26 protein-coding genes are annotated in these 26,257 nt (G+C 60.9%); 11 read left to right on the top strand and 15 right to left on the bottom strand.

From position 1 onward, the window contains the following. Positions 1 to 39 precede the first annotated feature (39 nt). Genes IB277_RS30735 through IB277_RS30755 form a run of 5 tightly spaced genes read right to left on the bottom strand, consistent with a single transcriptional unit; the run spans position 40 to position 5,151 of the window. The gene (locus tag IB277_RS30735; RefSeq protein ID WP_060644492.1) at positions 40 to 1,344 is read right to left on the bottom strand and encodes an aspartate aminotransferase family protein; all 1,305 of its coding nucleotides are present in this window, start codon (positions 1,342 to 1,344) and stop codon (positions 40 to 42) included. Continuing rightward, positions 1,341 to 2,159 (bottom strand): N-formylglutamate amidohydrolase, encoded by an 819-nt coding sequence (locus IB277_RS30740; RefSeq protein ID WP_192372466.1) that lies wholly within the window; start codon positions 2,157 to 2,159, stop codon positions 1,341 to 1,343. The genes IB277_RS30735 and IB277_RS30740 overlap by 4 nt, the downstream gene beginning before the upstream one ends. Before the next feature lie 18 nt (positions 2,160 to 2,177). Further along, positions 2,178 to 3,521, bottom strand: a complete 1,344-nt coding sequence (locus tag IB277_RS30745; protein ID WP_112976237.1) for a glutamine synthetase family protein — start codon at positions 3,519 to 3,521, stop codon at positions 2,178 to 2,180. 38 nt (positions 3,522 to 3,559) lie between these two features. After that, positions 3,560 to 4,222 carry an isochorismatase family cysteine hydrolase gene (locus tag IB277_RS30750; RefSeq protein WP_082566430.1) on the bottom strand — a complete coding sequence of 221 codons (663 nt, stop codon included), beginning with the start codon at positions 4,220 to 4,222 and terminating at the stop codon, positions 3,560 to 3,562. Positions 4,223 to 4,269: 47 nt separating this feature from the next. Beyond that, the gene (locus IB277_RS30755; RefSeq protein WP_034798710.1) at positions 4,270 to 5,151 is read right to left on the bottom strand and encodes a MurR/RpiR family transcriptional regulator; all 882 of its coding nucleotides are present in this window, start codon (positions 5,149 to 5,151) and stop codon (positions 4,270 to 4,272) included. Between the two features lie 180 nt (positions 5,152 to 5,331). On the opposite strand from IB277_RS30755, the gene IB277_RS30760 reads away from it, so the two are divergent. The 5 genes from IB277_RS30760 to IB277_RS30780 all read left to right on the top strand — a co-directional run bounded on the left by IB277_RS30760 (position 5,332) and on the right by IB277_RS30780 (position 10,562). Beyond that, entirely contained in the window at positions 5,332 to 7,212 is a 1,881-nt protein-coding gene (locus tag IB277_RS30760; protein WP_192372467.1) for an ATP-binding cassette domain-containing protein, read from the top strand. Positions 7,213 to 7,234: 22 nt separating this feature from the next. Further along, complete coding sequence (locus IB277_RS30765; protein ID WP_051659459.1) at positions 7,235 to 8,398, top strand: ABC transporter substrate-binding protein; 1,164 nt, start codon at positions 7,235 to 7,237, stop codon at positions 8,396 to 8,398. Between the two features lie 91 nt (positions 8,399 to 8,489). Further along, positions 8,490 to 9,227: an ABC transporter ATP-binding protein gene (locus IB277_RS30770; RefSeq protein WP_226020830.1), complete on the top strand. Its 738-nt coding sequence runs from the start codon at positions 8,490 to 8,492 to the stop codon at positions 9,225 to 9,227. Between the two features lie 24 nt (positions 9,228 to 9,251). Then, positions 9,252 to 10,139: a branched-chain amino acid ABC transporter permease gene (locus IB277_RS30775; protein WP_176960447.1), complete on the top strand. Its 888-nt coding sequence runs from the start codon at positions 9,252 to 9,254 to the stop codon at positions 10,137 to 10,139. Between the two features lie 183 nt (positions 10,140 to 10,322). Further along, on the top strand, positions 10,323 to 10,562 hold the full coding sequence (locus tag IB277_RS30780; protein WP_060529747.1) for a tautomerase family protein: 240 nt from the start codon (positions 10,323 to 10,325) through the stop codon (positions 10,560 to 10,562). 240 nt (positions 10,563 to 10,802) lie between these two features. Here the strand turns inward: IB277_RS30780 and IB277_RS30785 are convergent, their stop codons facing one another. From IB277_RS30785 to IB277_RS30820, 8 genes are all read right to left on the bottom strand, one after another. Then, on the bottom strand, positions 10,803 to 11,204 hold the full coding sequence (locus IB277_RS30785; protein ID WP_060516733.1) for a hypothetical protein: 402 nt from the start codon (positions 11,202 to 11,204) through the stop codon (positions 10,803 to 10,805). A gap of 352 nt (positions 11,205 to 11,556) precedes the next feature. After that, positions 11,557 to 12,618: an ABC transporter ATP-binding protein gene (locus IB277_RS30790; RefSeq protein ID WP_060584413.1), complete on the bottom strand. Its 1,062-nt coding sequence runs from the start codon at positions 12,616 to 12,618 to the stop codon at positions 11,557 to 11,559. A gap of 17 nt (positions 12,619 to 12,635) precedes the next feature. Beyond that, entirely contained in the window at positions 12,636 to 13,457 is an 822-nt protein-coding gene (locus IB277_RS30795; RefSeq protein WP_034798718.1) for a carbohydrate ABC transporter permease, read from the bottom strand. Beyond that, the gene (locus tag IB277_RS30800; RefSeq protein ID WP_051659465.1) at positions 13,454 to 14,341 is read right to left on the bottom strand and encodes a carbohydrate ABC transporter permease; all 888 of its coding nucleotides are present in this window, start codon (positions 14,339 to 14,341) and stop codon (positions 13,454 to 13,456) included. The genes IB277_RS30795 and IB277_RS30800 overlap by 4 nt, the downstream gene beginning before the upstream one ends. A 241-nt stretch (positions 14,342 to 14,582) precedes the next feature. Continuing rightward, positions 14,583 to 15,917, bottom strand: a complete 1,335-nt coding sequence (locus IB277_RS30805; protein WP_060530556.1) for an extracellular solute-binding protein — start codon at positions 15,915 to 15,917, stop codon at positions 14,583 to 14,585. Next, on the bottom strand, positions 15,914 to 16,786 hold the full coding sequence (locus IB277_RS38330) for an ROK family protein (RefSeq protein WP_192372469.1): 873 nt from the start codon (positions 16,784 to 16,786) through the stop codon (positions 15,914 to 15,916). Before IB277_RS38330 ends, IB277_RS30805 begins: the two co-directional genes overlap by 4 nt. 2 nt (positions 16,787 to 16,788) lie before the next feature. After that, positions 16,789 to 17,475, bottom strand: coding sequence for an N-acetylmannosamine-6-phosphate 2-epimerase (locus IB277_RS38335; protein WP_371813715.1), 687 nt, complete (start codon positions 17,473 to 17,475; stop codon positions 16,789 to 16,791). Positions 17,476 to 17,544: 69 nt separating this feature from the next. Next, positions 17,545 to 18,291, bottom strand: a complete 747-nt coding sequence (locus tag IB277_RS30820) for a GntR family transcriptional regulator (RefSeq protein ID WP_034798725.1) — start codon at positions 18,289 to 18,291, stop codon at positions 17,545 to 17,547. Positions 18,292 to 18,763: 472 nt separating this feature from the next. Between IB277_RS30820 and IB277_RS30825 the strand changes: the two genes are divergently transcribed. Next, complete coding sequence (locus IB277_RS30825; RefSeq protein ID WP_064817045.1) at positions 18,764 to 18,910, top strand: DUF1127 domain-containing protein; 147 nt, start codon at positions 18,764 to 18,766, stop codon at positions 18,908 to 18,910. A gap of 290 nt (positions 18,911 to 19,200) precedes the next feature. Here IB277_RS30825 and IB277_RS30830 read toward each other — a convergent pair whose 3' ends face one another. Then, positions 19,201 to 20,202 (bottom strand): DUF4105 domain-containing protein, encoded by a 1,002-nt coding sequence (locus IB277_RS30830; protein WP_060581425.1) that lies wholly within the window; start codon positions 20,200 to 20,202, stop codon positions 19,201 to 19,203. A 542-nt stretch (positions 20,203 to 20,744) separates the two neighbouring features. On the opposite strand from IB277_RS30830, the gene IB277_RS30835 reads away from it, so the two are divergent. The 4 genes from IB277_RS30835 to IB277_RS30850 are packed head-to-tail and all read left to right on the top strand — an operon-like array spanning position 20,745 to position 24,917. Continuing rightward, positions 20,745 to 21,812 (top strand): ABC transporter substrate-binding protein, encoded by a 1,068-nt coding sequence (locus IB277_RS30835; RefSeq protein ID WP_060581317.1) that lies wholly within the window; start codon positions 20,745 to 20,747, stop codon positions 21,810 to 21,812. Then, positions 21,760 to 22,869 carry an iron ABC transporter permease gene (locus IB277_RS30840; protein ID WP_246812856.1) on the top strand — a complete coding sequence of 370 codons (1,110 nt, stop codon included), beginning with the start codon at positions 21,760 to 21,762 and terminating at the stop codon, positions 22,867 to 22,869. The genes IB277_RS30835 and IB277_RS30840 overlap by 53 nt, the downstream gene beginning before the upstream one ends. Beyond that, positions 22,862 to 23,620: an ABC transporter ATP-binding protein gene (locus IB277_RS30845; protein WP_192372471.1), complete on the top strand. Its 759-nt coding sequence runs from the start codon at positions 22,862 to 22,864 to the stop codon at positions 23,618 to 23,620. Before IB277_RS30840 ends, IB277_RS30845 begins: the two co-directional genes overlap by 8 nt. Continuing rightward, positions 23,613 to 24,917, top strand: a complete 1,305-nt coding sequence (locus IB277_RS30850; RefSeq protein ID WP_192372473.1) for a hypothetical protein — start codon at positions 23,613 to 23,615, stop codon at positions 24,915 to 24,917. The genes IB277_RS30845 and IB277_RS30850 overlap by 8 nt, the downstream gene beginning before the upstream one ends. Before the next feature lie 51 nt (positions 24,918 to 24,968). Here the strand turns inward: IB277_RS30850 and IB277_RS30855 are convergent, their stop codons facing one another. Beyond that, a complete protein-coding gene (locus IB277_RS30855) occupies positions 24,969 to 25,163 on the bottom strand; it encodes an AraC family transcriptional regulator (RefSeq protein ID WP_192372475.1) in 195 nt (64 codons plus the stop codon). A gap of 157 nt (positions 25,164 to 25,320) precedes the next feature. Here IB277_RS30855 and IB277_RS30860 point away from each other — a divergent pair, with 157 nt between their 5' ends. Beyond that, positions 25,321 to 25,773: a DUF2721 domain-containing protein gene (locus IB277_RS30860; protein ID WP_060581321.1), complete on the top strand. Its 453-nt coding sequence runs from the start codon at positions 25,321 to 25,323 to the stop codon at positions 25,771 to 25,773. Positions 25,774 to 26,257: the final 484 nt, after the last annotated feature.

Below are 26,257 nucleotides of genomic sequence, written 5' to 3' on the forward strand. Positions count from 1 at the left end.
CAACCGTGGCGGGCGCGAGCTTAGGTCTTGAGACTGCCTTTACCAGCCCGCGAACTGCGAAACAACTGTATCCGGAACGTCGGAGACTTCGGCGAAAGCTCGATCCAGAACGTTTAATGCCTGAACGATGTCGGTGTCCGGGACGGTCAGCGGCGGAGTCATCTCCAGAACATTTGCGTTCATCCCGACACAGTAGACGACGAGGCCGAGTTCATAGGCCCGATAGATAAGTTTTGCTGCTTCCGCTCGCGCTGGAGCCCGTGTCTGCCGATCGAGAACGAGGTCGACGCCGCAGGCAAGACCTCGACCGCGGATATCGCCGATCAGTTGATATCGTTCGGCAAGCCTTGCCAGGCCGTCGCGCAGCAGTTTGCCTTTGCGCTCCGCTTCCTGCGCAAGCTCGTCGCGCTCAATGGTTTCAAGAACGGCAAGGCCGGCGGCAGTAGAGATCGGATTGCCGTGGAGCGTCTGCATGGCAAAGGCGCTGGCACAATCGAGGATGCGTGCCGGGCCGATCGCGGCAGAAAGCGGCAGCCCGCCGCCAAGACCCTTGCCGATGGTCAGGATGTCGGGGACGAAATCCTCATGTTCGAAGCAATGCAGGCGGCCGCTGCGGCCAAGCCCGACCTTCACTTCGTCGCAGACGACGAGCACATTGAATTCCCGGCAGATCGCGGAAAAGGCTTTAAAAAAACCGGTTGGCGGAACGATCAGGCCGCCGTCGGACTGGATCGGCTCGATGAAGGCGACCGCGAAACGCTCCGGCGCCGCCTCAAGTCGCTCCCGTAATTCTGCGAGTATCGCACCACCTGTCGGGTCGTCGTGGTAGGGCCGGTAGGGATCGGGGTACGGTAGCAGGAGCAGTCCGTCTGCCTTGGTCGCGCCCGCCTGGACGCTGTGGCCGGAAAAAGCCATCGAGCCCACGGTACAGCCGTGGTAGGCGCCGACGAAGGCGATGACGCCCGACCGTCCCGTCGCCTTGGTGACAGCGCGGAAGACCGCCTCGTTGGCATCGGATCCGGAATGACCGAACCAGACCTTGTTGTCGCCCGATCCGGGAAAGGCCGTGAGGAGTTTTTCGGCAAGGGCCGCCGCCGGTCCATTGGCGGCAGAAAGAACACTGGCGCCGGCGGGATTTGCCGCAGCACCGGAGATTGCCTCAACCAGCGCCGGGTGGCCATAGCCAAGGCTCGCCGCCCCCCATGCCCCGGAGAGGTCGATCAGTTCGCGGCCGTTTTCCTCCGTCAGCCTCGCGCCGCGGCCACCGGTCACTGCAAGCGGGAAGAAGCGCAGCTTCTGCAGGTTGGCGATTGCCGCTTGGTCTCTCTCGTAGAGTGCGGTCACGGGGCTTCCCCTACGCTAGCTCTAAGACACCGGGTGAGACGCTCGCCCCAGGCAGTGACGCCCGCATCCGTATCGATCAGATCGTGGCGCACCTCGACCAGAACGCCCGGAAGCCCACGCGCGTCGGCATGAACCGGCACGGTGTAATCCTCGTCGGGATGGATGTTGTAGGGCTCGTTGTCGCCGATCGTCAGCTGGCTTTCGCTGGCCAGTTCTCGGATCAGCGAACCGGCAAAATCGACGGCGTCGCGATAGAGGATGCCGGCCTGCCAGGGGCGCGGCTTGCCGAAATAGACCGGCGTGAAGCTGTGGATGCCGACGACAAATGGCCGCTTGCCTTCGCCTTCGAGCCGGTCGAGCCGGCGGCTGACCGCTTCAGCGAAGGGCGTGAACAGCGTATCGATCCGCTGCTGCCGCTCGTCGTCGCTCAGGTTTCGGTTGGCGGGGATCTCCGTCGTCTCGCTGATCTCGGGGATCATCGAGGGGGCGGGAAGCGGCCGGTTGCAGTCAATCACCAACCTTGAATAGTTGGTGAAGAACAGTGGTGCATCGAGGCTGAGGCTTAGGTGCTGAGCCAGCGCCATGGCGCCGATATCCCAGGCGATGTGGCGCTGGCGCTCGTGCAGCGGAAGCCCCATATCGCCGAGCGCGCGTGGCATCCGGTTGGAGGCGTGCTCGCATAAGAGCAGGATCGGGGAGGTGCCGTCCGGGTTGAAGACCGCATAGGGCGGCAGTTCGTCGATCGAAAGCAGCGGCGCGCTCGGGTCGTGTCGCGCGCCGGGTTCTAGGCTCTTGATGGCCGTTGTCGAGGTCATGGGTTGCCCATCCGTCAATCAGTAGACCGCCGCATAGCGGGCACAAAGTTCGTCCGGCGAGAGCCCATCGACGATCTCGATCTCCTTGCGCTTCATCGCCATGTAGCAGTCAAGGAAATCTCGAGAGAACCAGCCCGTGACGACCGGATCGGCGGCGAGCGTATCCAGAGCTTCCGGCAGGCTCGCGGGCAGGCGACGAATACCGAGCTTCTCCTGCTCTGCCGGCGAGAAATCGGAGGGGTCGGAATTGATCAAGGGCGGCTGTTCGAGCCCGGCCTTGATGCCTTCGAGGCCGGCCTTCAACAAGACGGCCAGCGACAGGTGCGGGCTGGCGCATGCGTCGGCGGCGCGGTATTCCATGTTGAACTGCCTGGCCGGATTGCTGCCGGGAAGGTCCAGTGTCGGGCAGATCCTGAGCGTCGCTTCGCGGTTCTTTTCGCCAAGGCAGGTGTAAGCGGCGCTCCAATGGTGCGGCACGAGCCGCATGTAGGAAAGCACCGACGGAGCGGTAAAGGCGGTCAGCGCCGGCAGATGCTTGATGACGCCGGCGGCAAAGGCGCCGGCGATCTTGGAGAGCCTGCCGGGGCGCGAGGCGTCAAAGGTCACCGGATTGCCGTCGAGATCGGTGAAGCTCACATGCAGGTGCACGCCGTTGCCGACGCCATTCGAGACCGTCTTCGGGGCAAAACTCGCATTCCAGCCGAAGAGGGCGGCGACTTCCTTGGTGATTGCACGGATGGTAGCGCCGCGATCGGCGGCGGTCAGCGCGTCGGCGGGACGGCAGGTGATTTCGAACTGGTCCTTTCCGTATTCCGGCAGGAACATTTCCGGCTCGGCGCCGGCTTCCTGCAAAGCGGTCATCAGCAGAGACCCGAAGGGTTCGGCACGGCGCTGGGCGCGCAGGCCGAAGGACGGCGCATCCGGCCAGTCGACGCCGAGCAACTGGAACTCCTGCTCGACGGCTGAAATGACTTTGAGGCCGACTTGTTCGTATTCCTTCAGCGTCTGTTTCAGGAAGCTGCGTACGCAGCAGTCCCAGGCATTGCCTTGGAGGTCGGTGATGTCGGCGTGATAGAAATGCAGCGGCGTCTCGTCTGGCAGGCAGGTGACGCGCGCCTTGCTGTCAGGGTCGGCCATCAGCCGGAGGTCGCCGGCCGAGCCCCAGGGATTGTTCTCGGCAATCAGGTCGAAGGGCGTGAGCGCCAGGTTGGCCGGCACCCAGCCGACACCCTTGCGCAGGTAGCTGTCGATCTCGGAAGCCGCAAAACTGCGGCCGCGCGTGATGCCGGCGATGTCGGTCGTGACGAAGGTGGCAAGTTCCGTCAGTGCGGCGGCCGCCTTGCCGTTGTTGGTTTCCGTCATGGGGTTCCCCTCTATTCGTTCATTTTTTAGGCGGCGACTCAGGCTTGGCGCAAAGTGCCGAGGCGGCTGACCACCGTCTCAGTGTCGGTCGTCCAGCAATAGCCGGAGTAGGCACGAAGGGCCGCGTCATGGCGCTGCTCGCTATAGGTGGCGCAGGCGTCGTTGACGACGGTGACAAGGTAACCGCGGTCGGCGGCGTCGCGCACCGCCATGTCGACGCACTGGTCGGTGATGACGCCGGCGATGATCAGGTAGCGGGTGTTGAGGTTGCGCAGGACGTAGTCGATGTTGGTCGAGTTGAAGACGCCCGACGACGTCTTCGGCAGCACGATCTCGTTGTCGATGGGCGAAAGTTCCGGAATGACCTGCCCCTCCGGAGAACCTTTCGGCACGTGCATGTCGGAGAGCTTGTGGTCGAGCGAGCGGTCGCGGCCGTCGAGCGTCAGGCTTTCGATGATCGTGTGCAGCACATCGCAACCGGCCTTTCGCGCCGCCTCCAGAATGCGTACCTGGTTTGGGATGACGGTCTGGCGCAGGCGCCTGTGATAATAGCTCTCGGCGTCCTGCGGGTGGGTCGGGTCGAGGTTCGGCTCGCACCAGATGCGCTGCATGTCGACGAACAGCAGCGAGGTGCGGCCAGCCTCATAGGCGCTGTCGCGCCTCAAGCGATCGTCGCCAACCTTGACAGTGACTGCACTCATTCGAATTCTCCTCGGTTTATTTTGGTTCGCCGGGACGGCGGAAAGGGTCAGCGGTCGTCTTCAACGGCTGGATTGAAGGCGTCCTCCGTGATGGCGTATCCGCGGCGCAGGTCCTCCATGCGCTCGATGCGACCACGTGACTGCGTGGCAAGGCGGGCGGTAAGTGCCGCAATCACCGCCTCCGTCTGGGCAATCGCCGGCACCATCGTGTCGTAGGGCGAGACCGTGTCGACGGGTGCCGTCAGCGTCACTGTCGCGAAATCGGCGATCGGCGAGAGCCAGCGGTCAGTAAAGAGCACGATGCGCGATCCTTGCTCGGCCGCCTGACGAGCAAAGCGGATCGTGTCGTTCTGGTAGCGGCGATAGTCATAGACGAAAAGCACGTCGCGCTTGCCGAGGTCGACAAGCTGATCGACCTGGTCGGCCTGACTGCCGTTGATCCAGCGCGTGTCGCCCCTGAGCTGCTTCATGTGCGACCAGAGGAGGCCCGCGAGAAAGCCGCTGAAGCGGCCGCCGAGGCAATGGATGCGAGCGCTCATGTCGGCCGCCGCATCCACGGCTGCCTCGAAGTCTTCCGAAGGTAGCATTTGCATCGAAGACTCCAGCGCATGGATGCTGGCGCGAAGGAAGTACTGGTAGAAGTTCTCTTGTTCCAGCGACGGGCGGCGCGCGTCGAGCATGGAGAGCGGCGAGCTCATGCGCTCTTGGACTTCACTGAGCAGCGCCTTCTGGAACTCCGGATAACCCTCAAAGCCCAGTGTGTTGGCAAAGCGCACGACGGTCGGATTGCTGACGCCGGCAGCGGCCGCGAGATGCGCGACCGTGTTCAGCCCTGCTGCCGGATAATTCGACAGAAGCTGCCTGACGATCTTCAGTTCCGAGCGCGTGAAGGTAATTGCGCCGTCTGTCAGTCGGTCCCGGATTGCCACGATTTCTGCCTCCCAAAAACGATGGCGTGAATTCCGATTTCTAATTTTTGTTACATAATTGCTAGCAGAGAATGTTTTTTGAAACAAGATTGACATTTGGTCGATCTGCGATAACGTTCATGTCGGGAACGGGCCCGAGCCAAAAAATACGCGGCCGGGCCAAAATCTGGGGGAATGCGGATGGTGCGCATCAGGCGAGAAACCGTCGTTGGTATCCTTGTAGCGTCGCTGCCGCTTTTGGCCGCTGCCGCCATCGCCTCGTTGTTCTTTCCGGGCAGCGGCGAGCGCCTGGTGACGCTTTACATGATCAACGTCATCGCCGTGCTCGGCATCGGCATCTATGCCGGCAATTCCGGTATCGTTTCCTTCGGCCACGTCGGCTTCATGGCGATCGGTGCCTATGCGTCGGGTCTGTTGACGCTAAATCCGATCATCCAAAAGACAGCGTTGCCACATCTGCCGGAATGGCTGGCCGGGATGGGCATGCCCTTCCTTCCGGCACTTGCGATTGCGCTTGTCGTGGTTGCGTTCGTCGCGGTGCTGATCGGCATTCCCGTGGCGCGCCTTGGCGGCTCATCGGCTTCGATCGCGACCCTTGGGTTCCTCGTCATCGTGCATGTTGTGCTCGTCGCCTCGACCGATTTCACCCGCGGCAGCCAGACCTTTTTTGGTATTCCCCGCGCGGTCAATCTCTGGGTGGCGGTGCCCTTTGCTATCGCTGCCGTGGTGGTTGCGCGTCTCTATCGGGATTCGAGTGCTGGCTTGAAGCTTCGGGCGTCGCGCGAAGACGAGATCGCCTCGAGCGCCGTCGGCGTCAATGTCAAACTGCAGCGCTTCTTCGCCTGGGTTCTCGGTGCGGTGCTTGCAGGCGCTGCTGGCGCCTTGCTGGCCCATTTCCTCGGAGCGTTTTCGCCGAAAGACTTCTACTTCAACCTCACCTTCATGCTTTTGGCGATGCTGATCCTCGGCGGTATCACCACCGTCTCGGGTGCCGTCGGCGGCGCTGCCGTAATCATGCTGATTGTCGAACTCCTGCGCAAACTCGAGGGTGGCGTCGATCTCGGCTTCCTCAAGCTGCCGACCGTCTTCGGCCTCACCGACATCGGGATCGGCGTGGCAATCCTCGTCGTGATGTACCGCCTGCAGGATGGCCTCTTCGGTGTGCGCGAACTTGACGAGCGCTTCGGCTGGTTCAAGCGCTCCACAGAGAAGGACGTTGTGCCGGTAAAAAGCGTGCCTGCGTCCGAGGCCGCTGCAGCCGGTCACGGCTCTCTCCGGGTCGAAAATCTCGGCAAGAAATTTGCCGGCCTCGTGGCGCTCGAGAACGCCAATTTCGAGATCAAGCCCGGTATCGTCACTGGCCTTATCGGCCCGAACGGTGCGGGCAAGTCCACGCTGATCAACAGTGTGTCCGGCGTCGTGCCGCCGTCGACGGGCCGCGTGCTGATCGATGGCCAGGATGTGGCGTCGCTTGCCGTTCACGCGGTTCCCGTCGCGGGCCTTGCCCGTACCTTCCAGAACATCCGTCTCTTCAAGAACCTAACGGTCATCGAGAACGTCACGGTCGCGGCGAGCGCCTTGAAGGCGGGCGGTGAGGATCCCGCTGCCCGTGCCTTGACGGTGCTTTCGGAAGTGGGCCTCGCGGAATTTGCCGACCAGCTGGCCGGCACGCTTTCCTACGGTGCGCAGAGGCGGCTAGAAATCGCCCGCGCGCTGGCGCTGAAACCGCGTTACCTGCTGCTCGACGAGCCGGCTGCCGGCATGAACCCGGCCGAGACCGAGGAATTGATGCATGTGCTCGACCGCATCCGCACGAAATACCGCCTCGGCCTGCTCGTCGTCGAGCATGACCTGAAGCTGATCATGCGGCTCTGCGATGTTGTCGTCGTGCTCAACAAGGGCCAGCAGATCGCCATCGGCACACCGGCGGAAATCCAGGCTAACCCTGATGTCATCGAGGCCTACATCGGCCGCCGCCGCTCAACGGCGCAGGCGCGCAACGCGCCCGTCGGGACCCCCGTTCTGCCGTCCGGCGCGCCGGGCCTGCATAAACCAGCATAAATCAAAAGAGGGAGCTTTTCGGATGAAGAAGAACGTCACGGCCCTGTGCCTCACAACCATGCTTGGCGGTATCGCGTTGTCGCCGCTACCCGCATTTGCAGACGATCTGGTTATCGGTCTTGCGACCGCACAGACCGGCGGTCTTGCACCCTATGACCAGCCGTCGCTGAAGGGTCTGGAAATGGCGGTCGAGGAGATCAATGCGGCCGGTGGTGCTGCCGGCAAATTCCCGATCAAGCTCGTCGCCAAGGATACGCGCTCGGATGCGGCGCAGACGGCGCTGGTGGCGCAGGAGCTGGTTGACGAAGGCGTCAAGATCGTGATCACGCCTTGCGATGCCGATCCGTCGATTGCTGCCGGCCAGGTGACGCAGGCAGCCCAGATCCCCGCCTTCTCCTTCTGCGCCACGACGCCGACCATGCCGCTTGCGGTGGGCGACTACATGTTTGGCAATTATCCGGCCGACAACGTCCAGGCCTCTGTTCTTGCGACCTACGCGTTCGAGAAGGGTTACAAGAAGGCCTACATCCTGAAGTCGCCGGATAGCGCCTATACTCTGAAGCTGCCGGAGTATTTCGCCGTTGCGTTCAAAGCCAAGGGCGGCGAACTGCTCGGTGAGGGCACCTACAGCATGGGCCAGCAGGACTTCGGCGCCGAGGTCACCAAGATCAAGGCGATGAACCCGGCGCCCGACGTCATCATGACGGCGGCCTACGAGCCGGATTTCCCAGCCTTCATCCGTCAGCTGCGCGGTGCAGGGGTGGCCACGCCGATCCTCGGCAGCGACGGCATCGATTCGCCCACGACCTTCGGCCTTGGTGCCACCGTCGACGGGGTTGTCTTTACAACCGCAGGCTTTGCCAGCGAAGGCAGCCCGCTTGCTGACTTCAATGTGAAGTACAAGGAAAAATACGGTCAGGTGCCGGATACGGTCTACATCGCCAACGGCTACGACCTTGGCAAGGTGATCGACGCGGCGGTGACGGAGGCAAACAGTATCGATCCGGTTGCCATACGCAACGCGATCGCCTCGCTCGAAAACGTCCAGGGTGTGACCGGCCCGATCAGCTATGCCGGCACGCAAGGGATGCCGATGCGCTCGGTATCGCTGGTGCAGATCGAAAGCGGCAATCGCCAGCTGATCAGTCAGGGCGTTCCGGCGGCCGCCGACGTTCCAGCCCCCTGATCGATCACCTGTGGTGGTCACCGGATTTCCCCGGGGATCGTGCCTGTCTGCGCCGGCGGCGCTTTGCAATCCACGGCAAGGACTTTGCCCGATGATGATGAGTGAAATTCCCGTTCTGAAGCCGCTTCTGGAAGTGAGCGGCCTTAAGGTCGCCTATGGTGCGGTCGAAGCCCTGAAGGGTGTTGATCTCGCCGTCGGCAAAGGGCAGATCGTGACGTTGCTCGGCGCCAACGGCGCTGGCAAGAGCTCGACGCTGAACGCGCTTGTCGGTCTGGCGGGAAAGAAGGCCGGACGTGTGTCTTTCAACGGCCGGGATGTTTCCGGCCTCGCGCCGGAACAGATTGTCCGGCTCGGAATGACCTTGACGCCCGAGGGACGGCGCATCTTCCCGAGCCTCACCGTCGACGAACACCTGCTGCTCGGCGGCGCCATGCACAAGGCGCGTGGCGCGATATCAGAGGTGCGCGAAGACATGCTCTCGCGATTCCCGATCCTGAAAGAACGCCTCACCCAGAAGGCCGGCTCGCTCTCAGGGGGCGAACAGCAGATGCTCGCGATCGCCCGCTCGATGATGTCGTCGCCTGACTTGTTGCTGCTCGACGAGCCCTCGCTCGGCCTGGCGCCGCAGGTGGTGGATCTGATCTTCGACCTGATCGCCGGGCTGAGACAAAAGGGCCTGACGATCCTCCTGGTCGAGCAGAACGTCTCTCTGTCGCTCGAGATTGCTGACGCGGGCTACGTCATGGCCAATGGCCGGGTCGTGCTTTCGGGCACGGCCGCCGAACTGCGCAATTCAACCGAAATCCAGGGCGCCTATCTCGGCGCCTGAGCCGAGCGCGTGGAGGGTCAATTCATGGACATGTTCCTGCAGCAACTCGTCAATGCGCTCAGCCTCGGCGGCACTTATGCGCTTCTGGCGCTTGGCCTTGCGGTCGTCTTCTCGATCATGGGGCTCATCAATTTCGCCCATGGCGAACTGATGACGGCTGCCGGCTACGGCCTCTGCTTTGCCCTGTTGCTGGGCCTGCCGTTTCCGCTCGCTGTCTGTGCGGCTCTTTTGATCGCCATCGTGCTCGCCATGCTGATGGAGCGCATCGCCTTTCGGCCGGTGCGCGGCGCCAGTGGCACGACGCTGCTTCTAACGAGCTTTGCCGTCAGCGCGATCCTGCGCGTGATCTTCCAGAATTTCATTTCCGCCCGTCCGAAGCCGGTGCCGATGCCCGAGAGCTTTTCCGGCACGATCGAGATCGGCGGCCTGCATCTGGGCCTCATTCAGGGAACCTCGATCCTCGTCACGATCATCATGCTGGTCGGCCTGAACCTCTTCCTTCGCACGACCGTGCTCGGTCGTGCCATGCGTGCTGCATCCGAAGATTTCGCTATCGTTCGGCTGATGGGTATCCGCGCCAATGCGGTGGTCGCTACCGCCTTTGCGATCTCCGGCCTGCTTGCCGGCGTCGCCGGCATCCTCTGGGTGGCCCAGCGCGGCAGTGTCGATCCGTTGATGGGCTTCCTGCCAGTGCTCAAAGCCTTTATCGCCGCAATTATCGGTGGGCTCGGCAGCCTCTCCGGCGCTGTCGCCGGCGGCTTTCTGCTCGGCTTCATCGAAGTGTTCTTGCAAGCCTATCTGCCGGAAAGCCTGCTCAGCTACCGCGACGCCTTCACTATCCTGCTCGTCATCGGGGTTCTGCTCTTTGCTCCGCAGGGGTTGCTTGCAAAGAAGACCGTCATCAAGCTTTGATGTTCGCGAAAGCACCTGGTATCGGGATGATAGGGTCAGTGCAGACGCAAGCAATGGCAATGAGTTGGCATTGATCGTCCGCAATCACCTTGTGGGCTCGTCGAGGTCGGCAGGATTTGCGGCTTGCCCTTGGGCCCTGTCGTCTTCCCGTCATGGCACTTGGTATCAACGAATGGAATGGAAATGCCGCACATAGTCGTAAAGATGTTCCCTGGCCGCTCCGAGGAGCAGAAACAGGAATTCGCCGCGAAAGTGGTCGAAGCTGCGAAAACCATCCTAGGCTCAAGCGACGCTTCGCTTTCCGTTTCCATCTTGGAAGTGGATCCGGCGGAGTGGGATGCGAGTGTCTACGACCCGGAAATCGTGGCGAACGAAAGCACGCTCTATAAACGGCCGGGTTACGGGGCTCTCTCACAGTCGTAGGGGGTGATCGCCGAGGGCGTTTTTGAATGAAGCGGGGGTGCCATGCAAACCCCGCTCGCCTCGGCCACACGGCCACTTTGCCCGGCATGCTGACAGGATTGGAGTGTCCAATGTTCATTCATCTGCTGGCGCTGCCAGCGGAAGAGCGCGCTATTCAGGATGGGGTGGCGCACCAGGCACCTGCGCTCGCTCCGTAGGCGCAAACCCCGCGACCCGGATCTACGTCTGCACTTGTGATCGTCAGGCTGAGCTCGGATCCCACGTCGGTTTGTCAACCGTGGTGCAAGGTACAGCCCGCCAATTGGAATGACGAGCATTGAGCAGCGTTGAATTCCCGTCCACCACGAGCCACAGCCCGTTGCCAAGGGCGTGTACAGTGAGGGGTTTTCGCTTCTCCTGCTTGCCGCGCGCCGACGCAAGCATATAGCGGTTCGCGCTGATGATGCCTCGTTCGCGCATTCGCGCGTTAACAAGCTGCTCGAGCGGAATAAGCAGATGTGCTTCTCCAAGATCGAAGTAGAGCGAAGGATCATCCGGCAACCTTTCGAGCGCGGCCGCGATCTCTTGGTTCAACTCCATCTTTCCAACGGCGCCGTCGGCCTGGAGTGCTAGATACTTTCGCGACATTTCATCGGCTTTCATTCAGCGCTACAGCGACGAGCACTTCGCTGGGCCATCCCGGCCAGGACGACCCTGAAACGTGGTGTGCCAATGGGCGTGGGACCGTGCCTTGCTCGTCGGCATTCGGTACCATTATCGCTCATGATTGCTGGGTATCTATGTGAAATCGCACTGTCGGCTGTCCGACCGACAAATTTCAACTGTTCCCCAATGTGCATGCTAATTGTTGGGTCAATCGAAGGCTTTTCTTTCGCCTGCCAGGGGTCCACAGCGTTTGATGTGAAATCGGCCAATGAGCCGTTTTTGCCATCTGAACGCTGCCGATCGCTTGAGCGCCTGCCTAGCTCAAAGGCCTTCGAGGGATCCTCCAGTGTCAGGCACCAATTGCTGCGCCGGTACCATCGAACAGCGAGGACCGGCTCTCGTCGATCCGGATCCCGACGGCTTCGCCAACGCGGAAAGGTGTGTCGGCCGGTGCGCTGACATTGATCAGGCCGAGCCGGCCGGCGCGAACGAAGACGCTCATATTGCCGCCGAGATACTCGCTCGCCTCGATGATGCCGCGGCAATGCCCAGTTTCCGGAGCAACCAGCGTCAAGTGCTCGGGCCTTGCGCCCAGTTTCTCGGGTTCGACCGTCCCTGGCATGGGAAGCGCTAGATCGCCTTCGCCGCTCAGGTCGAGGCGGCCGCCCTGGTCGCGCCGGCATGGCAGGAGGTTCATCTTTGGGCTGCCGATGAACTGCGCGACGAAAAGGTTCGCCGGCTTTTCGTAGAGGTCTCTCGGGCTACCCTGCTGCATGATCCGCCCGTCCTTCATCACGACGATCCGGTCGGCCAGCGTCATCGCCTCCACCTGGTCATGGGTTACATAGATCATGGTGGCGCCAAGCGTGCGATGCAGCTTGGCGATCTCAAGCCGCATATCGACGCGCAGGGCCGCATCGAGGTTTGAAAGCGGCTCGTCAAAGAGAAAGCCCACCGGCTCGCGCACAATTGCCCGCCCGATTGCGACTCGCTGGCGCTGGCCGCCCGAGAGTTCCTTCGGATAGCGGTCCAGAAGGGGCGTGAGCTTCAGCGTTTCCGCCGCTGCCTCGATCTTGGCCCTTGCGGTCGCCGACGGCACTTTGGCGAGCCTCAGGCCGAAGCCCATGTTCTGCCGCACCGTCATGTGCGGATAGAGCGCATAGGACTGGAAGACCATGGCGAGCTGACGATCGACCGGCGAAGCGGACGTCGCATCCCGCCCATTGATCAAAATCTGGCCGTCGGTCGTTGCCTCGAGACCCGCGATCATGCGCAACAGCGTTGACTTGCCGCAGCCGGAGGGCCCGACGATGACGACGAATTCACCGTCGGCGATCTCAAGGTCGAGCTCCCGGATGATCTCAACTGCGCCGTAGCGCTTTCCGGCTTTCCTGAGCGAAATCGTTCCCATGCGTGTCTCCTGGAATATCAACCCTTGACCGCGCCGGCGGTCATCGATCCACTGATCTGGCGGTACATCACGAGGCCGAGCAGCATTGGCGGCAAAGCGCCGACGACCATCACTGCCGATGCTACGCCCCACTGCACACCGCCGCCGCTTGCGGCAAAAAAGAAGGATGCGCCGACCGTGACCGGAACTGCCTTGGAGGTCGTCAGCATCAGGCCGAAGAGGAATTCGTTCCACGCGGTGATGAAGCCGAAGATCAGGCTGGTGACGATCGCCGGCCGGCAGAGCGGCATCACGACCTTGATGAGGATCTGCGTGCGGTTTGCACCATCCATGAGGGCAGCCTCGTCGAGTTCCGCGGGCAGGTCACGGATGGCGTTGACGAGGATGACGAGCGCAAGCGGCAGGTTGACGATCGTCAGGATCAGCCCCAGCCCCAGGCGCGTATCAAGCAGCGCAAGCCACTGGAACATCATGTAGAGCGGGATCGCGAAGATGATCAGCGGCACGGCGCGCAGGTTGACAATAAAGGGCAGGAGTGTGCGTTCGCCAATCTTGCCGCGGGCAATCGCGTAGGCTGCGGGGAGCGCCAGCGCCACGGCAAGTACCGTTCCCATCAGCGCCACAGCAAGGCTGTTGAACAGATAGAGGAAGATGTTCAGCCGATCGGAGACCTCGAACACGGCGCGGTAGTTCTCAAATGTCGGGGCCTGCACCCAGAGGCCGGGGTTTCCGGAAAGCTCGCGCGCACTCTTGAACGAGGTGGAAAGCGTCACCAGCACCGGAAAGTTCAAGCCGATGGCGGCAACAGCGAACACGAACCAACGGAGTACTGACATCATCGCTTGGCTCCTTTCCGCCGGCTGGCGAGAGCATTGAGGCCATAAAGCACGGCGAAGGAGGCGACGAACAGGACGACTGAGGCGGCAACCGCCTTGCCGATGGCGCCCTGCTTGAAGAAGGCCTCATAGATGTAGATCGACAGCGATGCCGTCGATCCGCCGGGACCGCTCCCGGTCAACACATAGACGTTGTCAAAGACCCGGAAGCCGTCGATGAAGCGGATAAGCAACGCGGCCGCGATCGTAGGGCCCATCATCGGCAGTTCGATGAACCACAGGCGCTGCAGGCTTCGCGCCCCGTCCATTGCGGATGCTTCGGCAATCTCGGAAGGGATCGCCTGATAGGCCATGTAGAAAAGCAGCAGCGTGAATGGTGTCCACTGCAACGTCTCAACGACGACCAGGGTCCAGAAGGCGGAGCCGGGCCCAAGGAACGAGATGCTGGCGCCGAAATAGGTCCAGAGATAATAAGGTACCGGCCCGACGAATTCGTGCAAGACAAGGCGGTACATCAGGCCGACCAGTGCCGGCGCGACCATGAGCGGCAGCATCAGGATCGCCATCAGCCAGCTCCGTTTTTCGATGAGCGGCGACAGGAAGATCGCCAGCGACAGCCCGAGCAGGCATTCGAGAATAGCGGTCAAGAGGCCGAAGCGCAGCGAGAACCAGCTTGCCTGCCAGAAAGCCGCATCGCTCCAGACCGAGAGAAAGTTCTTGAGCCCGGTAAACGTCGGCTGGCGCAGCGTCTCGAAGGAGACCTCGGAGACCGAATAGATCAGATTGACGAGGGCCGGGAAGCCCAGGAAAACGAGCAGGAAGAGGACGAGCGGCGTGGCGAGCAGCCGGAACTCAGGGGCATTGGATTGCGGTCTGGCTATCGTCATGGCACCGATCTGTGTCTGTTGTCGGTCGGGCAAGGGGACGCAAGGTGTTTCCTCGGTCCACTTGCCTGTTACAGGAGATCTAGCCAGCCCAAATCCTTGAGCTGGATGGCTCTTTGGCACCGCGGACGCGGCGCACCTGGATCCCGTGTGGAGCACTGGCAAGTGGGGTGGAGAAAGATTCCCCGGTACCCGCTTGTCGTTGAGAGCTGCGGCCTCCTGGTGGACGCCGCAACCCTTTCACTTACTTCAGCAGGTCTGCCATGCCCTTTTCGGTGTTAGCGAGCGCATCCTCGATCGATTGCTGGCCGGACCAGTAGCCGGTGAACTCCTTGGCCTGCAGTTCGTAGACCGACAGCGCCTTGGCTGACGTAGCACCGTTCATGACGTAACCGTACTTGCCGGCGAATTCGCCGAGCTTGACGAGATCAGGCCGGGAATCGGCGACCTCAACGACCACTTCCGGCGTCAGGGCTGGTGCGCCGTTGTTTTTGGCGTAGATCAGCGCGGCTTCCTTGGAAGACAGCCACTTCACGAACTTGGCCGCACCCTCCTTGTTTTCGGCATTCTTGTTGAGGCCGAAACCGAGGCCGTGGATATGGGTGAAGCGCCCTTGAGGACCTGCAGGTGGTGCGACCGTTTCGGTCACGTCTGCCACAGCAGGGGATTTCTCCTTGCTCGTCAGGTCGCCGGCTGCCGCATTCCATTGCAGCATTGCGGCCACTTGGCCAGACGCAAAGGCGGCATTCGCCTCGGCAAATTCGTAAGACAGTGAGTCCTTCGGTGATGCGCCATTGTCGTAGAGCAGCTTGTAGATCTCGAGGCCCTTTCGATAGGCATCGGAGTTCACGGTGATCTTGCCGCTGTCGTCCATCCAGTTCGCACCATAGGCGCGTGGTACCGACTGCCAGACCATGATGTTGAAGAGAAGGTTCTTGAGCTGCAGCACCGTGCCGTAGCGGGTCGGGCTGTCCGGGTTGACCGCCTGAGTGAAGTAGAGCGCGGTGGCGGCGTAATCGTCCCAGGTCCACTCGTCCGGGATCTTGGGCTCCAGCTTCTTGCCGAGATACTTCTCCGAGATCTCGGCATATTTCGCCTTGCCGGCGTCATCTTTCAGCAGGGCCTCGATCAGGTCCTTGCGGAAATACATGAAGTGAAGCGAGAGATCGGTTGGCACTCCATATTGCTTGCCCTGGTACTGCATGGTCGACAGTACGGAATCGCCATAGACCGCCTTGGCTTCGCCCGAAAGTTCGACCGGCTCCATGAACGGCGCGTAACGGCCGATCGAATAGGTAGCGAGCAGGTTGAGGTCGAAGGCCTTCGAGCCAGCGGCGAGATCGGCCTGCAGTTTGTCCCAGAAGCCGTCTCGGTTGAAGAACAGAAGTTCGACCTTGTCGTTCTCGGCAACGTCTGACTTGGCGTTGTAGGCGTCGGCGGCGGCCCGCAGTGCCGTTTCTTCCGGGCCGCCCGGCCAGCCGAGCACCGTTACTTCCGCAAGGGCCGGCGTGGCCGCCAGCAGGCTCGCAATACCCGCTGCGGCGAGCAGCGCACGTCTTTTCGTTGTCGCAAATGTCATTTTTGGTTCTCCCTCAAGTTTTGTTGACGCTCTGCAAGATCAGCAACGCCGATCACCCCTGCATTCTCCCCAAGGGCGGCGGCGTGTAGCGATGGTCGAAGGCGTGGTGGCTCCGGTTCCAGTGCGCGTTCGACGGCGGCGAGATAGCCTTCGGCCAGGCCGATGCTGCCACCGATGACGATGCGTTTCGGGTCCAGCGTGAGCTGGATGTTGCGGCAGAGCAGCGCGGTTCGCCCCGCGGATGTTTCGATGATGCGCCTGGCCCAGTCATCGGCATTTCGGGCCGCGGCAAAGACGTCGCGCGCGGTGGCGCCGGATTGGTGGGGGGATGCCTCCCTGGCGATCCAGTGGCCGGACACGCGATCTTCGAGCACATCATCAGCCCATTCGGCACTACGCGATTGGCCGAAGTGTCCGGCGAGGCCCTCGAGCAGACGCCCGTTCAGGACGATGCCGCCGCCGATGCCGGTGGAGATCGTCAGGAAGACCATGTCTTCGCGGTTGCCTGCGCCAAAGGCGTATTCACCCCAGGCGGCCGCATGGGCGTCGTTTGCAGCCAGTACCGGCACGTCAGCAAGTCGTTCGATCGTCGCTGTCAGCGGAAACCGATCAGGTATGGCGAGTGTGTTGCGGTTGAGCGCTGACCATTGGCCGTTATCGACAATGCCAGTGACCGCGGCGCCGACCGAGCCGTACGCACCGCGCCAGGACGCGATCGCACCGAAGAGTGCGGCGAGCCACTGGGTCGGGTCGCCTTCGCGGGGCGTCGGCATCCGGTGCGTGTCGACGATCTCTGTTCCCCGGATAAGGGCAGCCAGCATCTTCGTGCCGCCGACATCGATCGAAAGAACGGTCCGGGGCTCAGTCATGATCAAGCCTCGCTTCCGGCAAGCGTTTGATCGAGCGCCTGCCGGAACCACGCCGTCACATGTTCGGGACGCGTGATCGCGGAACCGACGACGACAGTGAAGGCCCCCGCCTGCAGCGCCTGAGCAGCCTGTTCGGGCGTGCGCACACAGCCTTCGGCAACCACGTGAGGGGTGAGGCCACGCATGGCGGCGATGAGCGCGAAGTCCGGCTCCGTCGGCTCGACCGGTCCGGTGTAGCCAGCAAGGGTTGAGCCGACGATCTCGGCACCTTCGGCAAGTGCGCGCTCGGCGTCGGCGAAAACAGAGCAATCCGCCATGGCGATCTTGCCGCCGGCGTGAATGCGTTCGATCAGCGTCCTGGTCGCAACCGGCCGTTCGCGAGCAGTGGCATCATAGGCGATGATATCGGCGCCGGCTGCCGCCAGAGCATCGACGTCCTCGACAAAGGGGGTGATACGGATCGGCGACGTCTCCAGGTCGCGTTTGACGAGGCCGATAATTGGCCGATCGGTCGCCCGGCGCACGGCGCGAACATAGTCTGCAGATTCGATGCGAAGGGCGGTTGCGCCGCCGTCGAGCGCGGCCAAGGCGAAACCGACAACCATGGCGGCATTGTCCATGACGCCGCCTTTCACCGGTTGGCAAGAAACGATCAGACCGTGCTTGAGGCTATGGATGTCGAAGGTCACGCAGGCTCTCCCAATGGAGGCCTCACGGTAACAGTGTAAGACCAGATTGCAACAGGAATTATACTGGTATTACCTCATCAGCTCGATAACGAAGTCGTAGACGTCACCCCGGTACTTGGTCTGGGTGAATTCGACAATTTGCCCATCGGCCAGGAAACAGCGCCGCTCCATGACGAGCAGGCTCGTGTCTTCGGGCGTTGCGAGCAGGCGTCGCTCTTCATCGCTTGCAGGCTTTGCCTGCATGCGCTGCAGTGCCCGGACAGGCAAAGCGCCGTGGGCTGCGAGATATTCGTACAATGACGCGCCGATGGCGTCCGGATCCGGCACAAAGCGGGCGGGAAGCGATGCCGTTTCGATCGCGATCGGCGTGTCGTTGGCCGTCCTCAATCGTCTAAGGCGTACGATTTTTTCTCCCGCCGGAATGCCAAGCGCCATCATTTCAGCGGGTGACGGGCGACTGATTTCACGTGAGATCCAGGTGCAACCGGGTTCCAGCCCGCGCGAGCGCATATCTTCGGAGAAGCTCGTCATCGTGGCCAGGGATTTCTCGACACGTGATGAAACAACGGTCTTTGCCCCCTGGCGGCGGTCAAGCAGGCCATCGGCGACGAGCCCTTCGATCGCCTTGCGCACCGTCACGCGCGAAATCGAAAGGCCCTCGCTCAAGTCCCGCTCGCTGGGGATGACCGAACCGCGGCGGAGTGTCGAGGCGCTGATGGCCTGTTTGATCGCCTCTTCAAGGCGGCGATAGAGCGGCTCGCCGCTGTCGCCCGACATTTGGCTGGCAAGAAACTCGAGCGTTGTCTGATCGTTCATGGGGATCACCTTTCCGGATGACCCCTTATGCAAAATTTTTCATAGGTTTTAAACTGGTATTGTCGAAATCGGCCTCAGCCACACATGCCGGGCCAATGTGCGCCGCCGATCCGTGGCGGCAAACGGCGTCCTGCACGAGCCTAAAGCAGTGCCACTATCGCTGCGATGAACAGCATTGCGAGCACCGCGAGTGCAAGGTGGAGTAGGTTCGCCAGGTGGCTTTGGCTTCTAAAAGTTCGCGCCATGTTCTTTACCTCACCATCTGACATGTAACGCACAGCTCTCATGATGGTTCATGGCCATCGCTGCTGAACCGCCGGCTGGCGACCGCCTATGCATTTCCCACATGGGAGCGCTGAGTTTTGAGCGCTGCAACTCACGGAAAGCCTGAGCTATAAGGTGTTCATCGAAGCGAAACGAGGCGCCACGGACTGGCAGCCAGGCTTCGAAAGCCCATTGAAAGGGGGATCAAATGAACATCGCACGCTCCATCAACAACTGGCGCAAGTATCGTCAGACGGTCACCGAGCTGGGCCGCATGTCGAACCGCGAACTTCGCGACCTCGGCATCGAACGCGCCGACATCGACCGCGTCGCACGTACGGCCTTCGCCCGCTAAGGCGATCTTAAAGACTGAAGTATTGCCAAGCGCCTGCATCTCCTGCGGGCGCTTTTGCTTTTGAGGTCATGGAGTTTGTTGGGGCGAAGGGAACACCATATGTTCCAGGCCGGCGCGCCCCGCAAAATCGTCCAAAAAAATCCCGCCGGGGAAGGCGGGGCAAGGCTCGCGCCCAGTTGGCTCTGGGACGCGGGGAAGAAACTCCATCAGAAGACTGACACGCGCACATAGCGAAGAATGAAGCAGGGTGGGAAGGTATTGCCGATGAGCTGCCTGATGACCGTTCGCCCTTAAGGCGAGTGCTGCGGCACTGGCGAAGGCACGCCGAGTCTTATCGCTTTTGAGAAATTTGGCGACAACCCGTCGTCCCGAGCACGTTGGTCGATATGACTGGCATTTCTGAGTTCTGCGAGCGACACTGACGTATCGACCGCCCCCCGATCATAAGCGTAGTCGGGAAGATACCCGTTGACGATGAGACGCCAGTCGAACGGGATCGAGTCTCCTACAACGCGCATCATCTTGACAACCGTCGTCGTGCAGTTGGTCGTAAGCGAGTTGTAGAAGAGCGGCGTTGTGGCAAGAGCGTTGGCGTCTGTAACATACTCGCGCAGAAGCGCACGTGCCTGGTCAGGTGACGCCTTCAGGCGATAGATTTGAACATCCTCGCTGCGGAAATTTGACCGGACGCCCACCACGTCCCGTTCGTCGGCTGCGATGATCACCAAAGGATTGCTCTTGAACAAATCTGCGAGCGGCGAGAACGCGCCGCCAACCCGCCGACGGACTTCGACCGACCACGGAAGCTGCTCGCCGCCTTCAAATCCAAAGCTGAATATTACATGGGCAATCTCTGGCCCCGCCCAATAGGACATGAACAGGTCGACTGTTCGGAGCTTCCTCATATCGTAGGTCCGCGTGGTCCACCGTTCGACGAATTCCGTGCTGCTGTGCCATTCGAAGTTGCGAACATTGGTTAGTGTCAGCAGGTCGCCGTGAAATTCGCCTGTAACCTGTCGTGCAACATCAGGTGCCCACGAACCGTCTTCGACGGGTTTGATCGTCCTCCACCAAATCAAGACAACTGCGAATGCAACTGCAAATACCAGGAGAGCTTTCAGACGCCAGCGGCCAAACAGCGCGGCGACCGTCAAAAGCCCGACAAGTGCAAAGAGCCCGGCGATAAAACCTCTTGTGAATTCGGAAACGGGAAGACGATACCACAATGCAAGCGAGGCCCATGCGGCTGCCACGGCTAGCAGAATCGCCGGCGGAACAGTCAGAACAACCAGAGCCCAGCGACTCCAGCCACTCCTTTGCTTGTTCCAACCTGGATTACTCAACACTTCAGGTCCCGCGTAGTTTGCCAGCCGCTTTGTTTGGGCTGCCGCTTGCTCATGTTTGACTCCTCTCGTCACATTCTCGATTGGCCCATTTCAAGAGCCGCTTAAACCACACAGTATTTCCCCAGGTTCGCTCTTCGTCAGCATTATGTCGAATATCTCGTACTACTGAAGAACGTAACGGTTACATTCCGCACGAGCGCGTTGCGGCCGGGGTGAGGCGGGAACCGTCAATTATTGACGGGGAAGACCTCCGGAAATCGTCAACTGCCGCCAACCGTAGACTGGCTCGGCATCTTCGCGCGACCGATGCGGTTTACTAAACTGCCTTGGTGCCTGGAGGCAGACCGCGCTATTCGTCCGGTGCAGCAGCATCTTCGGGCGAATCTCCCTAAAAATTTACGGAGCGCTGGACACGGCGCGATAACTTGACTAGCACACTCATGAAAAGGAACTTGGTCCGAACCTACCGGCCTTGCGATGGAGCGTACATGTCAAGCCGCCTCAAGACATTCACTGCACTGGTACTGTCCCTATCGGCGCTTCTGCCGGCCGCGGCGTCGGCCGAAACGGCCTTTCTCGACCACCGCGGCAAGAAGGTCATGTTTGCAAAACCGCCGGAACGCGTCGTGACGATCGTTCGCTCGGCGCCGATCATCTATCGTGCCGTGGACGAAAAGGCCGATCGCATCGTCGGCATGAACAAGGACTCGCTGGTGAGGTACTTTACCAGCGGCATCTATGCCGAGATGCTCCCGGAAATGGCCAAAATCAATGCCAGTGCCGCCCAGGATGGCTTCGTACCGAATGTCGAGGCGATCCTTGCGGAAAAACCCGACGCGGTGATCCAGTGGACCCATGACGAGAAGCTTATCGAACCGCTGGAGCGGGTGGGGCTCACTGTCGTCGGCTGGCAATGCTGCTCCGAGCAGGACCGGCTCGACTATGTCACGCTCAGTGGCTACATGACCGGCCGCAACGACCGCGCCCAGGCAATCCTGAAAGCACAGTCCGAAACGTTGAAGGCCCTCAATGAAAAGGTTGCCAAGCTCGACAAGTCGGCGCTTCCGTCTGTCCTTCACATCGACAAGGTCGCCGACCAGATCCAGGTCATCGCCAATGGCTCGCAGGATCTTTCCCTCAGCGGTGTCACCAACCCGGCGGCGGATAGAACCGGTGAATGGTGGCGAACCGTCGATTTTGAACAGTTGCTCGTCTGGAACCCGGACATCATCATCATTCCCGCCTATGCAACCGACCTCAACCCCAAGGATTTCTTCAACAACCCGGTCCTTGCCAGCCTGAAGGCCGTGAAGGAGAAGCGCGTCTACAAGCAGCCGGTCTTTGCCCGCACCCCCGATGCGCCGGAAATCTTCCTGACATCGGAATGGCTGGCGGCGGTCGCCCATGGGGCCGATTTTGCTCCCACCTTCAAGAAGCAGATCCTCGACAACTACAAGCTCATTTACGGCGCCGAACTGAAAGACGACCAGGTCGCTGCGATCCTTGAAACTGAAAGCAATGCGCCTGCGAGCAAATATGCCGAGCTCTTCCAGTAAGGTATTGGCGAGCGTGAAAGACGGATCGGGACGGAAACTCGCTTCCGTCTCCGTCCTGCCGGTCCTCGTAGCTCTTCTGGTGGCAGTCGTCCTCTATTCGGTGACGATCGGGCGCTACGACCTGTCCGTGCGGGACGTGGGTTACATTTTGATCGATAACGTTCACCCGTTGGTCGTTCCCTATTGGGATCCGGTCCAGGAGGTGGTGGTCGAGCAGGTTCGCCTGCCGCGTATCATGGCAGCGGTCATCATCGGCTTCGGCCTGTCCGTGTCCGGGGCCGCGTTGCAGGGGCTCTTCCGCAATCCTTTGGTGGACCCGGGGATCATAGGTGTCACATCTGGTGCCGGTTTTGGCGGAACACTCGCGATCCTTCTTGGATGGCAAGGCTACGCGCTGCTGACCATGGCGTTCCTCTTCGGCATAGGCAGCGTCTTCCTCGTCAAGTTGTTGTCCACCGTGCGCGGGCGCACCAGCATGCTGACGCTGGTCCTGGCGGGCGTTGTCATTTCCGCTTTCTTTTCGGCAGCGATTTCCATTGCCAAGCTGCTGGCCGATCCGTTTCAGAAGCTGCCCGCCATCACCTACTGGCTCATGGGAAGCATCGCTTCGACCAACTATCTTGATGTTTTGCTGCTCGCGGTCGCCGTGGGCCCCTCCGCCATCGCAATCTACCTGCTGCGCTTCCAGATCAACATCCTGTCGCTCGGCGAGGAGAAAGCCCGTGCGCTCGGTACGAAAGTGGTGTTGGTGCAATGGATCATCCTCATTGCCTCCGCATTGATTTCGGCTGGGGTGGTGGCGTCCTCCGGCATCATCGGCTGGGTCGGTCTCGTGGTTCCGCACATCGCGCGCGCGTTCGTCGGCGCCGATCATCGGCGCATCTTGCCGGTGGCGGGGGTGATTGGCGCGATCTACCTGCTGCTGGTCGACGATCTGGCTCGGACGGTCACCACGGCGGAAATCCCGCTCGGCATCATCACCGCTCTGATCGGCGTTCCCGTCTTTGCCGTCATCCTTCGCCGCCTGCATGCAAAGGGAGGCTGGAGCAGTGATTGAGGCACGAGATCTGACCGTTGAACGCGGGGGCAGGACCATTCTGTCCAATTACAGCCTTCACCTTGGGCGCGGGCATGTGCTTGCCGTGCTTGGGGCCAACGGTGTTGGCAAGACGACGCTCATCAACACGCTGATCGGTGTCATCAAGCCGAAATCCGGCCGGCTTTCCGTCAGCGGGCAGGTGGGTTTCGTGCCGCAACTGTTCGAGGCGCCCTTCGCCTATTCGGCCTTCGACATCGCACTCATGGGACGCGCGCGTCACCTTGGTCTTTTCGGTGCACCGGGCAAGAAAGACTACGAGATCGTCCGGCATTATTTCCGCCTGCTCGGTATCGAACATTTCGAGGGGCAGTCGTTCAATTCCTTAAGCGGCGGCCAACGTCAGCTGGTGATGATCGCCCAGGCTCTGTCGTCTGAATGTGATCTTCTGGTGCTCGACGAGCCCTGTGCGGCGCTCGACTACAAGAACCAGGACAAGGTCCTCCGTCTGCTCGAACACCTCAACGAGCAGCACGGTATGACGATCGTATTTTCGACCCACATGCCGCAGCACGCAGTCGAGATCGCCAGCGACGTCCTTTTGATGACAAGTGGAAGTAAATATGTCCGCGGGCCGATGGCTGAGGCGCTGAGCGCCGAGAACCTGACCGCGCTCTATGACCTGCCGATTGCGCGGGCCGATTTCGATGGGCTCCCCAAGCATACCTATGCCCCTGTCTTTCGACATGATGGAGCTCGTTTTGATGGCTGACGTGACGCCCAACGGCGCAAAGCGGATCGCCTATATCCACTGGGGCAACAGTTGGCAGCTGCGAAGCTTCCAGGACTTCAACCACTACGTCGACGACCTCATCTATATCCACGATCTGCCTCGGTTCGATCTTTCGGCCTACGCCGCAGTGATTATGCCGGATGCGATGGATGCGGCCGCGCCGCTCCCGCACCGACAGCAGCTGAATGCCTATCTGAAGGATGGCGGCTTTCTCGTCGTCAGCCTGCAGGGGCATGCCGACTGGCTCGACATTCCGGGCCTTGAATGGACGCCGGGAAACTGCCGCGACTGGTTGTGGTGGACCAAAGGGGAACAGCTGGAGGTGAGCTTCACACAGCCCCTTCATCCGATCACCGACAGTATTCCGCTGTCGCATATGAGCTGGCATTGGGGCGGATCTTACAACGTACCGGAAGGCGCGCGTTCGATACTCGAGATCGATGGCGGACGCGGCAGCCTGTTTCTCGACTTTCCGTCGCTGCCGGGTGGCGGGCGGCTGCTGCTTTCAACGCTCGATCCTCACTCCCACAACGGCCAGCGCTTCATGCCGGCGACCACGCGGTTCCTTCAGTCCTTCTATCCTTGGCTCAACCGTGAACTCGGCATCGACCGCCCTTTGAACAATCGCTTTACCTACCTGCAATGTTCGCATGTGCCCTCGGAGTGGCATCCTGCTTGGATCGAGGAAAGTCTCGAACGTGCCGGTTTCAAGACCTCATTCGCGCCCCTCTACCAACTCGGCCCCGAACTCCTGGAAAAGACGGACACGCTCTATATCCCGAGCAGCCACGACGAGTTCTTCCTGAAGTCCCGGTCTGACGAACTCCTTGCGTTCCTCGCCCGTGGCGGAAATCTGGTCATCTGTGCCGAGCCGTGCCAGCCGTGGCTGCCTTTCATGGCGCCGTTCCATGCAGTCTCGCCGCGTCCGTTCACCAACATCAAGGTGCGGGTGCGCAACGACCGGTTCGGCATCTTTGCCGATCTGGGCGAAGACTTCGATGGCTGGGAAGGCATCTTCGGCCAGTATGCAAGAGGCTGGAGCGATCCGCCCCCCGGAGCAATCTGGCTGACCGACGTCGGGCCCGAAGGCGACCCGAAGCCTGCGGACTGGATCTGGCAGTACACGACGACGACGACGGGGCGCGGCGGCTACGTCTTCATGCACAATGGCGACAACATGACCCGTTACCCAGACCGTGGCCCTAAAAAGGAGGCGCTTGTCGCCAATGTCTGCCTCGCGCTTCGCAGGCTCTCCATGGGTGAACTGCTGATTTAAAGGACCAAGACGCGGTCCCTGTTGGCGCACGTACCCAAAAGTGCAGGTGGCTCACGGCCAGGCCGCGTAGTTCGTGTTGACGTCGTTCCTCTTCAGGGCGGCGCCGGCGCGATGGGCGCGGGGCGACACGCCGGCGATGCGCTTGAAGAACCGGCTGAAATAGGCTGCGTCTTTGAAACCGAGCACTTCCGCGACTTCGGAAACCTGCAGGCCGGAGTTGTCGAGTAGGATTGAGGCCTCCGTCATCAGCAACGCAAGGGTGAGTTTGCCCTGGAGTGGCTGCGGCCATTTTGGCCTTCAATCCTAAGCGACCGACCCCGAGCCCGCTTATAGTGATTTGCCTTTTGGGGAGGCCGCTACAGATTGCTAATGTTCTATTGCCCGAAAGTTGTTGAGAGCACACATGCAAACACCAGCAATCGTCACGGATCTTGCCTCTATTGTCCAAACTGCTCTGGCGCCGGTATTTCTCCTTGCTGGTACGGCCGGTTTCGTCGGTGTCTACGAGATCCGTCTTGGCAGGGTTTCCGATCGGCTCAACGCGATACAGGAGAAAGGTGAGCGAGCGGGAGGGCGACGCACGCAGTTGGACTATCTGCGCCGCCGTACGCTTGCCCTGGAAATAGCCGTCGCACTCGGGACGTTCGCCGCGATCTGCACTGGATGGGCGATCCTCAATCTACTCGCCGGCGCGCTTCAGTTCGGGTTTCGTGAAGAAAATCTCTTCTGGTTCTTCGGCGGTGCGATCCTGTCTCTTATCGGATCGCTTGTGGCATTCCTTGTCGAGATGCTTATCGCTGGGGGAAGCATGTTGCGCCAGATACGGATGGACGAGACCACCCCAAAACGCGATTGATCGGACAGTCCAAAGGTTCCTTTGCAGCCAGATCGCGGAGGCGCGCAGGCGACCGGAGCGTTTAAGGTTTCGATCGCCTCTGGTTTCTTCCGCAGAGGCGCAGTTCACTACAAGAGACTGAAGGCCGCTCCCGGATAAAGGCCATCAAGCAGTTTCCTCCAGGAATGCATGAACGGTCACAACGAGCCTAAAATGTTCTTTGTTCTGGCGGTTATCGCGACGTTTTCATGTTAGTATTACTATATAACAAATAATGTCTTGTAACGGGTGGGCATGTGTGTATTCTCGCTTAAATAGCGATGAGCGCTTAGTCTGATTTTGTCCCGATTACCACGTTTTGGGGATGTTATTATGATCGACTGGTTCGTAAGCACGCTTCGCACATATCCTGAAATTGCAATCTTTCTCTCATTGGCGCTGGGATACTACTTCGGTTCATTCACCTACAAAGGCCTTGGCCTCGGTGCGGTGACTGCGACGCTGA

The sequence above is a fragment of the Ensifer sp. ENS07 genome, assembly GCF_014852185.1.
In the GTDB taxonomy this organism is placed as follows: Bacteria; Pseudomonadota; Alphaproteobacteria; order Rhizobiales; family Rhizobiaceae; genus Ensifer; species Ensifer adhaerens.

Coding starts and splice junctions, on each gene's coding strand:
- IB277_RS30780 (WP_060529747.1), top strand. CDS start 10,323: ATGCCGCACATAGTCGTAAAGATGTTCCCTGGCCGCTCCGAGGAGCAG.
- IB277_RS30775 (WP_176960447.1), top strand. CDS start 9,252: ATGGACATGTTCCTGCAGCAACTCGTCAATGCGCTCAGCCTCGGCGGC.
- IB277_RS30765 (WP_051659459.1), top strand. CDS start 7,235: ATGAAGAAGAACGTCACGGCCCTGTGCCTCACAACCATGCTTGGCGGT.
- IB277_RS38330 (WP_192372469.1), bottom strand. CDS start 16,786: ATGACTGAGCCCCGGACCGTTCTTTCGATCGATGTCGGCGGCACGAAG.
- IB277_RS30760 (WP_192372467.1), top strand. CDS start 5,332: ATGGTGCGCATCAGGCGAGAAACCGTCGTTGGTATCCTTGTAGCGTCG.
- IB277_RS30820 (WP_034798725.1), bottom strand. CDS start 18,291: ATGAACGATCAGACAACGCTCGAGTTTCTTGCCAGCCAAATGTCGGGC.
- IB277_RS30795 (WP_034798718.1), bottom strand. CDS start 13,457: ATGATGTCAGTACTCCGTTGGTTCGTGTTCGCTGTTGCCGCCATCGGC.
- IB277_RS30750 (WP_082566430.1), bottom strand. CDS start 4,222: ATGAGTGCAGTCACTGTCAAGGTTGGCGACGATCGCTTGAGGCGCGAC.
- IB277_RS30850 (WP_192372473.1), top strand. CDS start 23,613: ATGGCTGACGTGACGCCCAACGGCGCAAAGCGGATCGCCTATATCCAC.
- IB277_RS30790 (WP_060584413.1), bottom strand. CDS start 12,618: ATGGGAACGATTTCGCTCAGGAAAGCCGGAAAGCGCTACGGCGCAGTT.
- IB277_RS30805 (WP_060530556.1), bottom strand. CDS start 15,917: ATGACATTTGCGACAACGAAAAGACGTGCGCTGCTCGCCGCAGCGGGT.
- IB277_RS30740 (WP_192372466.1), bottom strand. CDS start 2,159: ATGACCTCGACAACGGCCATCAAGAGCCTAGAACCCGGCGCGCGACAC.
- IB277_RS30785 (WP_060516733.1), bottom strand. CDS start 11,204: ATGAAAGCCGATGAAATGTCGCGAAAGTATCTAGCACTCCAGGCCGAC.
- IB277_RS30860 (WP_060581321.1), top strand. CDS start 25,321: ATGCAAACACCAGCAATCGTCACGGATCTTGCCTCTATTGTCCAAACT.
- IB277_RS30855 (WP_192372475.1), bottom strand. CDS start 25,163: ATGACGGAGGCCTCAATCCTACTCGACAACTCCGGCCTGCAGGTTTCC.
- IB277_RS30825 (WP_064817045.1), top strand. CDS start 18,764: ATGAACATCGCACGCTCCATCAACAACTGGCGCAAGTATCGTCAGACG.
- IB277_RS30800 (WP_051659465.1), bottom strand. CDS start 14,341: ATGACGATAGCCAGACCGCAATCCAATGCCCCTGAGTTCCGGCTGCTC.
- IB277_RS30745 (WP_112976237.1), bottom strand. CDS start 3,521: ATGACGGAAACCAACAACGGCAAGGCGGCCGCCGCACTGACGGAACTT.
- IB277_RS30770 (WP_226020830.1), top strand. CDS start 8,490: ATGATGATGAGTGAAATTCCCGTTCTGAAGCCGCTTCTGGAAGTGAGC.
- IB277_RS30835 (WP_060581317.1), top strand. CDS start 20,745: ATGTCAAGCCGCCTCAAGACATTCACTGCACTGGTACTGTCCCTATCG.